Origin of the sequence: Nafulsella turpanensis ZLM-10 (assembly GCF_000346615.1) — a bacterium.
Taxonomy (GTDB): Bacteria; Bacteroidota; Bacteroidia; order Cytophagales; family Cyclobacteriaceae; genus Nafulsella; species Nafulsella turpanensis.
The window spans coordinates 1-14,935 of sequence record NZ_ANNU01000084.1 but is presented as its reverse complement, the minus strand read 5'-3'; the positions used below and the strand labels follow the sequence as shown (position 1 = coordinate 14,935).

Below are 14,935 nucleotides of genomic sequence, written 5' to 3'. Positions count from 1 at the left end.
TGCTTTTAACCTTTGTAGGTCGGTCAGATTAACCGCTATACTGCTTGAATACAGCCTAACTACCGGAAAATAACAAGTGCACTTGTTATTTTCCGCCATATGGTCGGTGTGGTTTTTGATTGGGTAACTTATGATAATTCTCCTTTAAATCCAAGCGATCCAGGGGGCTTTGAATGTTTCCAATGGCTTTCTGGCTAACATGGGTGTAGATTTCTGTTGTTTTAGAGCTGTTATGGCCAAGAAGACTCTGGATGTAACGTAGATCTGTGCCCGATTCCAATAGATGCGTGGCAAAGGAATGACGGAGGCAATGCAGGGAAAAAGGCTTTTTAATACCCGCGACTACCATCGCCTGTTTTAATACACTCCTCAGACTGGAACTTGTGTATTGTCCTCCCCACTGCCCTTCAAAAAGATAAACGGATGGGTTGTGTAAGTTCAGATAGACGGATAGCTGCTCCTGAAGGACAGAAGACAGCAGCGTCATCCTTTCTTTCTTTCCTTTTCCTTTGCGGATCCGTATCTGTTTCCTTTCCCAATTGATATCAGTCACCTTTAGATTTATCAACTCGCCTGCCCTTAGGCCACCCGAATAGAGCAAAGAAAGCATACAGCGGTGCTTGAGATTGTCAGGGGCAGACAAAACAGCGACCATTTCCTCCAGGCTCATTACTTTAGGAAGCGCTTTTTCCTTCTTTACCCTTACCAGCTCCAGCCCTTCCACAGGCTTATTCAGCACATGCTGCATATAAAACTTAACCGCATTTACAGACTGATTAATAGTCCCGGCGGCTATACCTCCCTGCGCCACCCACCTACTGTGATAGATATTTATCTGTATAGGCTCCAGAGATGCTAAATCTTCCGCTGTCTTTAAACCAGTCTGCCCGATAAAGCGGCCCATCAGGCTGAAGTAGGCTTTGATGGTTCTTTCGCTATAGCCTCTCCCATAGAGAACATCCAGGTAAGGATCAGGACTGATTCCTCCCCAGTCTTTACTATTCCCACACAACAGCAGCTTTTGGGTTTTGAAATCCAGCGGATAAAGCTTTGGGTCGAGGCGTAAACGTACATGAGGCTGTAACAATGAAACCAGTTCATTCAGCGATACTTTTTCTCTTTCTACATACCAGCATTTAGCTTTAGCGAAGTAGTGGGTAAAAGGCTGTTCCTTCATTAGTTTTACCAGGTCTGAACGATAACGAAACTCAATGATTAAAACCTTCTTTCCTTCCAGTTCAGCAGATAAAAGCTGAACAAGAGGCTGATGAAAGCTCTGTGGAATATTTTTTCTAAAAGCAGCTGCTTTCTGCTGCAGGCCATAACGTATAAGGGCACTGCTATCTAAGGTGGCTTTGCCCTTCAATAGCTCCTTCAACTGCAGAAAAGCTTCCTTCCGATAGTGCATCACCAGACATTTATAGGTCCTGCTATATCGAAGAATACCCGCATGAGGATAGAGGTAGCGGAACAAATCATTTTCCTGTCCAAAGCAGAGCCTGATAAAGGTTTTGCCTCCATGATGGAGCGGGTGCATATAGATTACTGGCAGCATGTTCTTTCTTTTTATCCAAGATACGAAGCCACCAAACAAGAGCTGAGTAATATCCGTATAAGTTCGTATAACTTTTGCTAAACGTATAATAATACGGAAATGGACTTTCTCCCTCCTGAAAGAAAAGATATAAAACGCTGCCTGAGCTGCGGTGGAGATGTTTCGGGTCGCATGGGCAAGAAGTTTTGCAGTGACCAGTGCAGGGCCCAGTTTCATAACCAGAAAAAGAATAAGGATGAAAGATGGATAAAAGGCCTTAACAGCCTCCTTAGAAAGAACCGTACCATCTTAAAAAAACTAAACCCGGTAGGTCATTCCACCGTCCGAACGGAGGTACTTAAAAAAAGTAAATTTGATTTTAGATTCTACACCCACCGCTTCCAGACTGCCAAAGGAGATATTTATTATTTTTGCTATGAGTGGGGCTACCAGGTATTACCAGAGGGAAGAATTCTTATTGTGAACTGGCAGGATTATATGAAGCCGCTCAGTAATGCTTAATTTCAAAAAAAAGAACCGCTCATGGCGGCTCCTGCGAACATCTTCTACTCTTCTTCCGGTGTTTCTATCTGCCTAACCAGCTCAGCATACCAGGCTTCTCCATACTTGCGGATGAGAGGCTCCTTCAGGAATTTGTAAATGGGCACCTTCAGCTCCTTACCCAGGTCACAGGCATCGGAGCAAATATCCCAGCGGTCGTAGTTAAGTGCATCGAACTCTTCATACTTCGATACACGAATAGGGTATAAAGCACAGGAAACCGGCTTCATATAATCTATTTTACCGTCACGGTAAGCCTGCTCGATACCACACTTCAGAATACCCTTTTCATCATAGATGGCATAGGCACATTCTTTATTATCGATGGTGGGCGTAGAGTAATCATCTTCCCAGTCTTTTACCCAGGTACCCTCCTTTTCAATCACGGCCTGTCCTTCGGCAGAAAGGTAAGGCTTTACCTGCGGATAAATCTTTTCCAGTATGGCCAGCTCCTCTTCTTCCAGCGGAGCTCCAAGATCTCCTTCCACACAGCAGGCACCCTTGCACTTACTGAGATTGCAGACAAAGAAATGGTCTTTTATATCATCCGAAATAATGGTTCTATCTATGGATATCATAATAATATGCTGATTTATGTAAGAATGAGCGAAGGAAACAATGAATTAATAGAATTACTACTCCACACCTGCACTCCCGCATGGGAGGTTATTCACTACTCACTACTCACTACTCACTACTCACTACTCACTACTAATTCACAGGCAAATATACCGGAAAAGGTTCGGATTTAACTTTGTATTTTTTTGAAGATACTCTTTCCTTCTGACACTAATTATTAACACTAGCCTCCCTATCGTTCCCTTCCTGGGCTCTTTTTTCTCAGGCTTCTCCCCGGCTCATTTTCGGGAACTTACCGCCTGCTTTTAGGCTTACACATAAGTGGCAGGATTAAGTTTTTGTAATGCAGGATTTTCCTCCCCATTTGCTTCCTAATTCATCCTGTTTCATATTAAATTGCAGTATCTTTACATCAAAAAGAAAGCAGAATTTGGATTACCTCAAAGACCTGAATGACCCACAGCGGGAGGGTGTACTTTCCACTGAAGGTCCTTCCATGATTATTGCCGGCGCCGGCTCGGGCAAAACCAGGGTACTGACCTTCAGGATTGCCCACCTCCTCAAAGAAAAAGGAGTCGACCCTTTTAACATACTTTCCCTCACTTTTACCAATAAGGCGGCTGCTGAAATGCGCCAGCGAATCGAAAAAGTGGTAGGAACCGAAGCCCGTAACCTCTGGATGGGCACCTTCCACAGTGTTTTTGCCCGCATTCTCCGTGCCGAAGCTGAAAAGCTTGGCTTCCCCAGCAATTTTACCATTTACGATACCGATGACAGCAAGTCTCTTCTTAAAAACATTGTAAAGGAAAAAGGGATGGATGCGCAGGTATACAAACCCAATGTATGCCTTAATCGTATTTCAGGCGCTAAAAACAGGCTCATCAGCTGGCAGCAGTATATCCACAACGCCCAGTATATGGAGGAAGATTTAACTGCCGGAAAGCCACGCATGGGCGAAATTTATAAAGCTTATGTGGAGCGCTGCTTCCGCTCCGGCGCCATGGATTTCGATGACCTGCTCTTCCATACTGCCGTGCTTTTCCGCGACCATACCGATGTGCTGCACAAATACCAGCACCGCTTTAAGTACGTGCTGGTCGATGAGTTTCAGGATACCAACCTGGTCCAGTACCTCATTACCAAAAAACTGTCGGCCGTACACCGCAACATAGCCGTGGTGGGCGACGATGCACAAAGTATTTATGCCTTCCGCGGGGCGGATATCCAGAATATCCTCAATTTCGAAAAGGATTTCCCCGACCTGAAGCTGATTAAACTGGAGCAGAATTACCGCTCTACCCAGAATATTGTTAATTCGGCCAATGCCGTAATTGCCCATAACCAGGCCCAGCTTAAAAAGGAGGTCTGGACCGAAAACATCGAAGGCGACAAGGTAGAGCTGATAAAGGCGACTTCCGATAATGAGGAGGCCAAAATTGTGGCCTCTACCATTTTTGAACAGAAGCACCACAAAAAGCTTAGCAACAGCGATTTCGCCATCCTCTACCGTACCAACAGTCAGTCGCGTTCGATGGAAGAGGCCCTGCGCCGCATGAACATCAAGTACCGCATTTACGGCGGACTTTCGTTCTACCAGCGTAAGGAAATCAAAGACCTTATTGCCTACCTCCGCTTTACGGTGAATCAGCGCGATGAGCAGGCATTCCGCCGTATTATCAATCTTCCTAAAAGAGGCATAGGTGCCGCTTCGGTCGATAAAATTGTGGTCGCTGCCTACGAGGCTGGGCTTGAAATATGGGATGTGCTTGAAAATGCCCAGCAGTATTTAGGCGGAAGAGCTGCAACTCCTGTAAGCGAATTTGCCACCCTTATTAAGCGCTTCAGAATAGAGGCTGCTAAAAAAGATGCGTTTGAAGCCGCTACCACCATTGCCAAAGGAAGCGGATTGCTACGCGAGCTCTACGAAGACAAGACCATCGAAGGCCTGAACCGCTACGAAAACGTGCAGGAACTCCTGAACGCCATTAAGGAGTATGTCGATAATGAGGAAACGAAAGACAAGTCTTTAGGCTCTTTCCTGCAGGAAATTGCCCTGCTCACGGATGCCGACAATGATAAGGATGCCGATACGGATGTGGTGCAGATGATGACCATCCACGCCGCCAAAGGCCTGGAGTTCCGGATGGTATTTGTGGTGGGACTGGAAGAAGACCTTTTCCCGAGTCAGATGATGCTCAACAGCCGCGCCGACCTGGAAGAGGAACGACGCCTGTTTTATGTAGCCATTACCCGGGCTCAGCATAAGCTCTACCTCTCCTATGCCCTTACCCGCTATCGCTTTGGCCGCCTCAAGAACTGCGAGCCCAGCCGCTTCCTCGAAGAGCTGGACCCGCGCTGCCTGCAGGTAAACCGCCACCAGAGCAGCCGCGAACCCGCCGGCTTGGGGCGCAGCTGGGGAGATAGCAGCCAGAACGAGTCTTTCGGTGGCAGCACCCATTTCGCCAAAAACCTGGTGGGTAACCTGCGGACCCAGCAGCCAAAAGCCGCAGGCACTGCAAAAGCCTATATTCCTCCGGCCGATTTTAAGCCCAGCGATACATCCGGCCTTGCAGAGGGCATGAAGGTCGAGCACCCGAAGTTTGGCTTTGGAAGAGTAGTCGCCATGGACGAGTCAGGGGCCAACCGAAAGGCAAAGGTCGAATTTGAGACAGTGGGCGAGAAAACGCTGCTGCTCAGTTTTGCAAAGCTGCGAATCCACCAAGATTAAAAGCCGCTCTGCTAAACGGAGACCCTAGGTTTAATTTCAGGGAAGATGCCCTCTCTAGAGCCCCAATAAATTACTTTGCTACGTATATTTTTGTAAATTGCCCGTAGCGCGCCTGCTTTAGCAAACAAGCAGGCAAAAAAAACTATTATTGAATGTATGAAAGAACAGAACACCAACTTTGACTATAACACATCGCGCGATTACCTTATTCAGAAGGAGTACGGGCGCAATATCCAGAAACTGGTTAACCATGTAAAAAACATTGAGGACCGGGAAGAAAGAACAGCCAACGCTTATACCCTCGTTGAGCTGATGAAGCAGATTAACCCGACCATGAAGGAGTCGCCGGAATATAACCAGAAGGTTTGGGATGACCTTTACATTATCTCCCGTTTCGACCTCGATGTGGATGGCCCTTATAAAATGCCTGAAAAAGATGCTATCGGCAAACGCCCGAAGCCATTGGGATATAATAACTATAACATCAAAATAAAGCATTACGGACGCAATATCGAGATCCTGATCGGACAGGCCATGGAGATGGAAGGAGAAGAACAGGAAGCTGCCTTTATTTATATTGGCAAGCTGATGAAAAGCTTCCAGCTCATCTGGAATAAAGATACCGTCGATGATGCGCTCATCCTGAAGAACATTGAAGAGCTGAGTGGTGGTAAACTAAGCATGCCCATTGAGCGTATCCGCGAAGAAGGACTGTTCGACAGCAACCGAAAGCCTTCCTACAACAGTAATAACAGCAATAATAACAAACAGAATAGCGGAGGGCGCAAAAACTATTCTTCCAACAAAAGACGTAAAAGCTAATGTCAGCAATAAGGATAACAGGAGGCAAGAAATTATCTGGTGAAATTACCCCACAGGGAGCAAAGAATGAGGCCTTACAAATCATCTGCGCCGTATTGCTCACCGAAGAGCCGGTTACCATCCATAAAATCCCAAACATTCGTGATGTCAATAAGCTTATTGAGCTCTTAGGCGCGATGGGCGTGGAGGTTGAGCGGCTCGATTCCGAATCGTACCGGTTTACCGCTAAAAACGTTGACCTGCACTACCTCGAATCGCCGGAGTATAAGTTAAAAGCAGCTTCTTTAAGAGGTTCTATTATGGTGCTGGGGCCTTTGCTGGCCCGCTATGGCAAAAGCAAGATTCCAAAGCCCGGAGGCGATAAGATTGGCCGCCGCCGACTCGATACCCACTTTATCGGCTTTGAAAAGCTGGGTGCCAAATTTAATTATGAGTCCGACAGCCAGTTTTACAATATCGATGCTTCCAACTTACGGGGCACCTATATGTTGCTCGACGAGGCTTCTGTAACAGGTACGGCCAATATTCTGATGGCCGCCGTAATGGCAGAAGGTACCACTACTATTTATAATGCAGCCTGCGAGCCCTATATTCAGCAGCTGTGCCATATGCTCAACCGCATGGGCGGCAAAATCAGCGGCATAGGCTCTAACCTGCTAACCATTGAAGGGGTGAGCAGAATGAATGGAACAGAGCACACCATGCTGCCCGATATGATTGAGATTGGCTCCTTTATTGGCATGGCCGCCATGACAGGCTCCGAAATTACCATTAAAGATGTACGGGCAGATATGCTGGGGCCTATTCCGGATGTATTCCGCCGCCTGGGCATTAAGCTGGAAATACGGGGCGACGATATTTATGTTCCTGCACAGGATCATTATGAAATTGAGTCGTTTATCGATGGCTCTATTATGACCATTGCCGATGCACCCTGGCCGGGCTTTACACCTGACCTGCTGAGCATAGTACTGGTGGTAGCCACACAGGCTAAAGGAACCGTACTCATTCACCAGAAGATGTTCGAAAGCCGCCTTTTCTTTGTCGATAAGCTTATCGATATGGGCGCCCAGATTATCCTCTGCGATCCACACCGTGCCACCGTTATCGGGCTGGACCGTAAACTACCGCTCAAAGGCATCAAAATGACCTCACCTGATATACGGGCCGGTGTTTCGCTCCTGATTGCCGCCTTATCGGCCAAAGGGGTGAGCACCATCGACAATGCCGAGCAAATTGACCGCGGCTACCAGAATATTGATGCCCGCCTGCAGGCCCTCGGCGCTCAAATTGAGCGGGTAGAGGGTTAATCCAGCTGGACATAAATTTAAATCCGGGTTTACCTAAATGGTTCCCGGATTTTTTTTTGCGTATAAACACTCTACTTGTAGCCTTATCCTGCCCTCCCCTGCTTAACAATTAAAAGTGATCTTCCCTTAATGAGAGCATCTTTTAATTGCCTTACAGAATATAGATGCTCATCGCTCACCTTGGAAGAAAAGCTCTGGAAAGCATCCGGAAAGCTACAAATGAAGATCCATGTTCACTAAGCCATTTTCCCGGGAAAAGAAATTAAAATAAGGATCTAGAGCTACTTTTTCTATTTTAATCATCATTAAAGCTCCTTTTTGTCCTTCCGGGAGCACTTCTTCCCCTCCTCCCTATCAATCTGGCTGTTAATACACTACAAGAGAAAGTCTATCTCTAATAACTCCGGAAGTTAAATAATTCCCTCTCTTTTAAAAGTAAAATTACATTTAAGCATGAATAAAGAATATAAATATTACCTTACCTGCTAGAAATACCTAATTCTCTCAATATTTTCAACCATAACTTTAATAAACTCCTCTTATGACCAGATGCAGTTTTCTTCTCCTTCTCGTGTGTCTCTCGTTTTTCACGCCACTTCTTTCCTCAAATGCCGGCACATTCCCCTCTGCCAAAAATTGTAAGACGCAGGACCTCGTGGGAACATGGTTCGGAAAGTATGAATATGCTTCCACAGGAAAAGATTACATGCTTATTTTGGATATAGAAGAAATCGATAATTGCCAGATAAGCGGAACGATTCACTGGCCTGATTTCTTCAACTGTAAGTCTTCTTTTAAAGGGGAAATAAAAGAAAATGAGCTTGTGCTCCAGGAGACGATCCTACTGCAGGGATACCACATGTCAAATTCGAGCATCCTGCACCTGGGCCTTTCAAAGTCAGATACCCTTAAAGGAACCTGGAAAGATAAAGAGGGCCGGGAACTTGCCTCAAGCTTTATTGTTAAAGGCAATTCTCTTTCTGAAAGACAGATAACGGAAATCAACAATCAGAAGCAGCATTATGCCGACTTGTATGGTACCGCCCTTATCGATCAGGCAAGAGCTTCCATTGGCCAGAAAGAATTTTTAAAACATTACCGGGACCACAACCCGATTGGCAGCTACAGTAAAGAAGCTGTCGAGCTAAAAGGCACAGCGACTGTTGGCCAGATGAACCTTCCATTGTATATGGCGTTCCGCTATCCTGATTATTTTTATCTGGAGCTTGAAATCCAGAACATAAAGTTCAGAACAGGTTCAAATCCTGATTATTCCTGGCAGCATAATCCTTTACTGGATAAAGTTGAACTGACGGAAAAGTCAGCAGAGAATGAAGAAAAAAGCAACGGCATAAAGGGTAAGAACATCAGTCAGTTAATGAGTAAGGGATTTAGCATTCAGTCGATCCACCATGCTCAATTAGATAGTATAAGCACTTTCCGGGTTCTATTACAGAAGGAGGAGGAAGAAGTAGTTTTTTTTATAGATAAAAGAAACTTTCAAACGGTAAGAATGGACGAAAACCACCAGATAGAATACTTTCTAAACCAGCAGAGGGTACATAATTATTACTTTCCTTCCATCTTTCACCAAATTACTCAGGATGAAAACACTACCTTCCATTTGTCTGAAGTTAATACCGATGTAACTTTCCCTGATAGTTTGTTTTTACTTCCTTCTCAGCTTAAAAGTCAGGTTACAAAATCTGCGAAAAAGGACAGCGACCATTATTACTCTCTTGGAATAAAACAGTTTGAAGAGGGGAATTATGAAGAAGCGGAGAAAAGCTTAAGCAGGGCGATTAAAATGAATGCTTCAAACCTCTCCTATTATCTGGACAGGGGAAATACCAGGACAAAGCTAGGGGATTATTACGGCGCTATTAGCGACCTTAAAATGGTACTGGAGCATGAGCCAAGAAATGCAGAAGCCTTAAATTTCTTAGGCCTTGCAAAGTATTACCTTGGTGACTATGAGCGGGCAATAAATGATTTTGATAAAGCAATAGAATATGACAGCAGTTTACTCGTGGCTCATTACAATAAAGGATTTTCCTTTGTTCAGCTGAAGGAATTTAAAAAAGCTGAACCGAATTTCGCCTATGTTGCAAAATACGATACCACCAATAATCCTGAGTATCGATATTATTATGCTGTCGTATTAAGCCAGTTAAATAAATACGATAGCGCTATACATTTCTACACCATCGCCATTTCAAATGGTTTCCAGGATGCCGATATCTATAATCGAAGAGGAGTGGCTTATTATAATTCTGGCCAGTTAGAACTGGCTCAGAAGGACTTTGAAAAAGCTTTAAGCATGGACCAGCAGGATCCGGTCAAATATGCCAACCTTGCGAATTTGTATGCCGACCTCGAGAACTATAAGAAATCGAACGAGTTTTACACCAAAGCACTTGTTCTAAGTGAAAATAAGGCAGAAATATATAACCGAATTGGCCTTAACTTTTATTCAATGGAGATTTTTGAAAATGCCAAGGAGAACTTTAGCCTGGCAATCGCGGAAAATCAAAAAAATGCAACTTACTATGACAACAGGGCCTCTGCCAAAAACCAACTTATGGACTATTCCGGGGCTATTGAAGATTATTCTACCTCCCTTAGCCTGTATCCTGATGATCCTAATATTTATCTGCAAAGGGGACTCCTGTTTATTCAGCAACATAATAAATATGCAGGATGTAAGGATTTCCAGAAAGCTAAAGAACTGGGTTTGAAAGATGCTCAGGAAATGCTTAGTGAATACTGTACAATGCAGGTTAAAAACGAATAAAGCAGGAGACTTTGGTACTTTATAAGATGGACTTCCGTAATTAGGATGCCCGCCTGCAGGCCCTCGGGGCTCAAATTGAGCGGGTAGAGGTTTAAAAACTAATAGAGCTTTATCATAAAAAACACCCGGCACTGTATTAAGTACCGGGTGTTTTTTATTCATCCACTTTCCCTGCTTTTCAACCTCCAGTCCGGTTCAGCTCTTCCAGGTTCGTATTTCTCTTCTTCATTTCAAATTTTTCGCCCTTGGTAAAGCGGTAGCGCAGGCTCAGGTTCAGGCTTCTGGCACCGAAGTATTGCTTAAATTCATTGATGTCGTCGGAGAAGTTAGCACTGCCATGTACCCAGCGGCTCTTAAAGATATCGGACACGCTCATGCTCAAATCGAGTTTGTCTTCCATAAAGGAGCGCTTAAGCCCGGCATCAAGCCACCACTGCCCTTTAATCCGGTAAAGACCCCATACACCGGGCCCCTGATAGCCTCCGTTCAGCTCCATTCTTATTTTCAAAGGCAGCATAATGTTGTGGGTAGACTGAAACATATAGAAGAACTGGTTATTCTTTAGCAGTTCATTGTTCTGCATGGTGCTAAAGCGCTGGTAAGCAAAGGTTGCATTATTATTGGTATCCCAGTTCTTCATAATTTTAAAAGGCGCGACAAAGGTGGCACTGGTATTATCGGCATCATCCACATTGCTCCGCAGGAAAATAGTTTCCTTGGTTTCGTCATTCAGGTTAGGCACCTCGGCAATAAAATCGAGCGTTTTAGTATACTCCAGCACCAGGGTATACATTTGCTTGTAGGTTTGTGTTACCCCAAAAGAGTGCGAATACTGAGGCTTCAGGTAAGGATTACCTTTGGCCATGGAGTATGGGTCAAGATAAAAAACAAAAGGATTCAGCATCTCGTAATGGGGGCGGTTAATCCTGCGGCTGTAGTTATAGCTAATCTGATAGTTATCGCTGACTTTCTGCTGTACAAAAAGGCTGGGGAACAAATCGAGATATTCGCGCGGAGTCTCTTCATTGGTGGTTAAAGATAAGCCTTCGGCCACCGTCTGCTCAGCCCGCAGGCCTGCCTGTACACTCCAGTTTTCGCCCAAAGGAGTACTGAAGTTAGCATAAGCGGCGTATATATCTTCTTCGTATATAAAATGGTTACTACGGCTTTTATCCAGTAACTTCTCCTCTCCTTCACCAATGTAAAACTGCAGGTCGTTATCAGAAATTACCCGGCTGGCCTTCAGGCCAAACTCTAACTTTCTGTTTCCGGTCAAGGGCTGGGAATAATCTACTTTGGCTGAATAGATATCGTAGTTAGTGGGGTTTTCTGTTGTTAGTATATTGCTGAAGTCCCCGGCTCCGGCGGCAAGGCTGTCATAATGGTTCTGAAAACGGGCGTCTCCCTCATCCATAATCCTTACAAAATCCAGATCGGCCGAAAGAGTGGTTCCCAGGGTATCGAGCTTACCCAAATAATGGAAATTGAAGGTTCCATTCTGGTATACATTACTGATAAGATTGCGGGAATCGATGTAGAGCGCCTGCCCCTCGTTTCCATTCCGAATGTATGTGTCGGTCTGGAAATCATGCCCTCCCTCCTGGTAAGAGATATTGGCCATTACCCCAATGCTATGCTGCTCATTTATATCAAAGTCAGTACCCATTCGAACAGATGGTGTAAAGCGGTTGATATCTTCCCATGCCTCCTGGTCAAAAGTTGTGCTGCTCGTTGGTGTATTAAACTCCCGGATAAATATGGCATCACGGAAGCGGGCTCTTTCAGCCGCATCTACATTAATGAATGAACTCCACTTCCCTTTTTTATAGTTAAGGGTTCCTCCACCTGAATAGCCATGCAGGCCGTTGTACTGGTAGCTGGTATATACACTTCCATTGATTCCGCTAAGGGTATTCTTCTTCAGGTTAATATTAATAATTCCGGAAGTACCTTCTGCATCATACTTCGAAGAAGGGTTGTTAATGATTTCAATATTTTTGATATTCTCAGCCGACATTCCTTCCAGCAGGTTCTGCAGCTCTTTGGCAGAAAGGTAGGTAAGGCGGCCATCGAGCATTACCCGTACTCCCGACTGCCCGTTCAGCTGAATATTTCCGTCCTGGTCTATCCATACGCCCGGCGATTTGGCCAGCACCTCAAAAGCAGTACTACCGGCTGCCAGCGCGGTACCTTCTACACTTACTATCATTTTATCGGCCTCATTAACAATGGTAGGACGCATACTTACCACGCTCACCTCGTCCAGCACCTGTACATCTTCTTTAAGGGTGAAAGTGCCAAAATCTTTTGTAAATGTTTTGCCACTGATGGTAAAGACAGGCGAAGTAGTTTGCGCAAATCCAATGGCACTCATGCGTAGAAAGTAAGTACCCGCTTCCGGTGAAGGAATGCTAAACTTTCCTTCTCCATCCGTCACCGCCCCCGTAACTAAGGAGGAATCTGCACTGGCCATTACCGCCACATTGGCGTAGCTGATACCTGCGCCTTTTTCATCTGCTAAGCTACCGCTTAACGTTCCCCTCTCCTGGGCTAAAGCCGCCTGGGTAAAGCAGGCTAAAAATAGTACGGTTAAAAATTTGTATAGCTTCATCATGCGCGTGTTTTGGTGTTGATGCAAAATTGAATGTTTTATGCCTGCCTTATTACTACTATTATGCCAAAGGTGGCAGAAGTTCTTAAACGGGCTTTAAACGATGTTTTTACATGAACGGCAAAAAGAGCAGGTGTCCGACAGCGGACACTTTTGTGCTGTAGCGAACAGGTGGATGAGGAAAAGATGGTGTTCATCTAGCAATGAACACCGGCAAAAGAGGACGTGAGGCATTGATTATTTCAGCCAATTATTCTATCTTATTTTTATTTAAAAAGCCCTCACATCATGAAAACAATTTTTTCTATACTCGCCTGCCAGTTTTTAGCTTTAACCGGTTTTGCCCAGACTGAATTTCCTTCCAGGGAAAGTCAGCTTAAATCGACTGTTCTTGCAGCACCTGAAGACAAAAGGGCCGAAGCGACAGTATATGGATTTTCGCAGGAAGGGAAGCTGATACTTTTAAGAAAGGGCAGCAACAACATGGTTTGCCTGGCAGATGATCCGGAAAAAGAAGGCTTTAGCGCCTCCTGCTACCCCCAGAGTCTTGAGCCATTTATGAAGAGAGGGAGAGAGCTGCGGGAACAGGGAAAATCTTACCAGGAGGTTTTCGATACGCGGGAACAGGAGGTTAAGAGCGGCCAGCTTAAAATGCCGGAACAACCAAGTATATTGTATGTATTTTCTGCCCCTGCGGAAAAGTACAATCCTGCAAGTGGAGAGGTAAAGGATGGCAGCTTCCGCTATGTGGTATATATTCCTTATGCCACAGCCGAAAGCACCGGCCTCCCCTTAAAGCCAGAAGCACCGGGTATGCCCTGGCTTATGGACCCCGGCACCCATCGCGCGCATATCATGATTAGTCCGCCAGCGCCGGAAAAAGAGTAAGTTAGGGTTGAGGAAAATTAAAAAAGACATAAAAAAACCGGCTGCTCAGTTGAGCAGCCGGTTTCAATTTTCCGCTTATTGAATATTTATTAGAACCAGCTTTCAAGTGCCATCATACCACCAATGGCAGAGGCTACACCGGAAATTACGGCTGTTGCTACTAACCACCAGGCGGCGGATGCAGCTGCTTCGCGGGTATTCTCAGCCTGCTTCAGGGTTTCTTCTTTTGCCTGGTGCAGACGCATATTTACCTCACGTTCTACCTCGTCGGCTTTAACTAAAACCGTATCCCTTGCCTCTACGGCCTTTGCAGCAATCATTTCAGCTTTATCGTTAGGGATGCTGGTGTTTTTCTTCAGAAACTGAGTCATTTCTTCTTTGTTGTAATGCTTCAGCTTATAAGTTAGCCCTTCATGGTCGTCGTCTGAGCTACTGAAAATACTGGTAAACTCACTCTTAATCATATCCAGGTTATAATCCTTCTTATCCTGAAGAGAAGAAACATAGTCAGCTATTTTCTTCTTAGCACTACTTCCTTTAGAAGTGTCGGTAGCGGCACCACTCTTTGTTATGCGAATATCGGCAGTCTGGTAATGCTCCACTTCAACTTCAGAGTATCCTTCGCGGCTACTTCCATCGTTACTGCTACCACTATTACTGCTACCGGAACCTAAATGCTCTTTCAGGTAATTCAGCGCTTTTTCGGCATAACCTGCATATTTCTCTGCATCCTCACGACTTAAATCCTGGCGCTGTGAAAGAATATCTACAATCGTATCATGATCAACCTGGCTTGCTTTATTCTGGAAGATTCCTTTCGCTTTTTTAGGATCCTTCATGATAGCCTCCAGGTCCTTGCGCATTTTCTCAGGCTGCAGTTCTTTTTTATCAGTACCTCTCAGGTATTCGCTTATTTTATTTTTAAAGTTCTCAACCTCTTCATGGCTGGCAGGCGTAAAATGTTCTATTGCCATTTGGCCTTTATCCGTTCTGCTTCCGTCGGATTTGGCAATTCCTTTTACTTCATCAAAAATACCGGAAAGCTTTTTAACGTCCTCTTTAGAAACATTAGGTGTATTACTTACGGTTTCGAGGAACATACGGCGGG

11 protein-coding genes are annotated in these 14,935 nt (G+C 45.0%); 7 read left to right on the top strand and 4 right to left on the bottom strand.

Annotated features, from left to right (window positions below; genetic code table 11):
- Nucleotides 1-85: 85 nt before the first annotated feature.
- Nucleotides 86-1,555: a tyrosine-type recombinase/integrase gene (locus F752_RS0122700; protein WP_017734040.1), complete on the bottom strand. Its 1,470-nt coding sequence runs from the start codon at nucleotides 1,553-1,555 to the stop codon at nucleotides 86-88.
- A 99-nt stretch (nucleotides 1,556-1,654) separates the two neighbouring features.
- On the opposite strand from F752_RS0122700, the gene F752_RS0122695 reads away from it, so the two are divergent.
- Entirely contained in the window at nucleotides 1,655-2,056 is a 402-nt protein-coding gene (locus F752_RS0122695; RefSeq protein WP_017734039.1) for a hypothetical protein, read from the top strand.
- Nucleotides 2,057-2,100: 44 nt separating this feature from the next.
- Here F752_RS0122695 and F752_RS0122690 read toward each other — a convergent pair whose 3' ends face one another.
- Complete coding sequence (locus tag F752_RS0122690) at nucleotides 2,101-2,673, bottom strand: DUF3109 family protein (protein WP_017734038.1); 573 nt, start codon at nucleotides 2,671-2,673, stop codon at nucleotides 2,101-2,103.
- A gap of 24 nt (nucleotides 2,674-2,697) precedes the next feature.
- Here F752_RS0122690 and F752_RS26375 point away from each other — a divergent pair, with 24 nt between their 5' ends.
- The 5 genes from F752_RS26375 (at nucleotide 2,698) to F752_RS0122665 (ending at nucleotide 10,328) form a co-directional block, all read left to right on the top strand.
- On the top strand, nucleotides 2,698-2,847 hold the full coding sequence (locus tag F752_RS26375) for a hypothetical protein (RefSeq protein WP_160164155.1): 150 nt from the start codon (nucleotides 2,698-2,700) through the stop codon (nucleotides 2,845-2,847).
- Between the two features lie 257 nt (nucleotides 2,848-3,104).
- On the top strand, nucleotides 3,105-5,402 hold the full coding sequence (locus tag F752_RS0122685; RefSeq protein WP_026135934.1) for an ATP-dependent helicase: 2,298 nt from the start codon (nucleotides 3,105-3,107) through the stop codon (nucleotides 5,400-5,402).
- Between the two features lie 156 nt (nucleotides 5,403-5,558).
- Entirely contained in the window at nucleotides 5,559-6,224 is a 666-nt protein-coding gene (locus F752_RS0122680) for a DUF4290 domain-containing protein (RefSeq protein WP_017734036.1), read from the top strand.
- Entirely contained in the window at nucleotides 6,224-7,534 is a 1,311-nt protein-coding gene (gene murA, locus F752_RS0122675; protein ID WP_017734035.1) for a UDP-N-acetylglucosamine 1-carboxyvinyltransferase, read from the top strand. Before F752_RS0122680 ends, murA begins: the two co-directional genes overlap by 1 nt.
- A 715-nt stretch (nucleotides 7,535-8,249) precedes the next feature.
- On the top strand, nucleotides 8,250-10,328 hold the full coding sequence (locus F752_RS0122665; RefSeq protein ID WP_160164154.1) for a tetratricopeptide repeat protein: 2,079 nt from the start codon (nucleotides 8,250-8,252) through the stop codon (nucleotides 10,326-10,328).
- Between the two features lie 178 nt (nucleotides 10,329-10,506).
- On the opposite strand, the gene F752_RS0122660 is transcribed toward F752_RS0122665, so the two are convergent.
- The gene (locus F752_RS0122660) at nucleotides 10,507-12,942 is read right to left on the bottom strand and encodes an outer membrane beta-barrel protein (RefSeq protein WP_026135933.1); all 2,436 of its coding nucleotides are present in this window, start codon (nucleotides 12,940-12,942) and stop codon (nucleotides 10,507-10,509) included.
- A 285-nt stretch (nucleotides 12,943-13,227) separates the two neighbouring features.
- Between F752_RS0122660 and F752_RS0122650 the strand changes: the two genes are divergently transcribed.
- Nucleotides 13,228-13,827 carry a hypothetical protein gene (locus F752_RS0122650; protein WP_017734031.1) on the top strand — a complete coding sequence of 200 codons (600 nt, stop codon included), beginning with the start codon at nucleotides 13,228-13,230 and terminating at the stop codon, nucleotides 13,825-13,827.
- An 89-nt stretch (nucleotides 13,828-13,916) separates the two neighbouring features.
- Here the strand turns inward: F752_RS0122650 and F752_RS26370 are convergent.
- Nucleotides 13,917-14,935: hypothetical protein (locus F752_RS26370; protein WP_040665088.1), on the bottom strand; the 1,019-nt coding region annotated here is incomplete at its 5' end.

What these genes read in the sequence shown, in the direction of transcription:
- F752_RS0122700 (WP_017734040.1), bottom strand. Translation starts at nt 1,555, where the DNA reads ATGCTGCCAGTAATCTATATGCACCCGCTCCATCATGGAGGCAAAACC.
- F752_RS0122695 (WP_017734039.1), top strand. Translation starts at nt 1,655, where the DNA reads ATGGACTTTCTCCCTCCTGAAAGAAAAGATATAAAACGCTGCCTGAGC.
- F752_RS0122690 (WP_017734038.1), bottom strand. Translation starts at nt 2,673, where the DNA reads ATGATATCCATAGATAGAACCATTATTTCGGATGATATAAAAGACCAT.
- F752_RS26375 (WP_160164155.1), top strand. Translation starts at nt 2,698, where the DNA reads ATGAGCGAAGGAAACAATGAATTAATAGAATTACTACTCCACACCTGC.
- F752_RS0122680 (WP_017734036.1), top strand. Translation starts at nt 5,559, where the DNA reads ATGAAAGAACAGAACACCAACTTTGACTATAACACATCGCGCGATTAC.
- murA (WP_017734035.1), top strand. Translation starts at nt 6,224, where the DNA reads ATGTCAGCAATAAGGATAACAGGAGGCAAGAAATTATCTGGTGAAATT.
- F752_RS0122660 (WP_026135933.1), bottom strand. Translation starts at nt 12,942, where the DNA reads ATGATGAAGCTATACAAATTTTTAACCGTACTATTTTTAGCCTGCTTT.
- F752_RS0122650 (WP_017734031.1), top strand. Translation starts at nt 13,228, where the DNA reads ATGAAAACAATTTTTTCTATACTCGCCTGCCAGTTTTTAGCTTTAACC.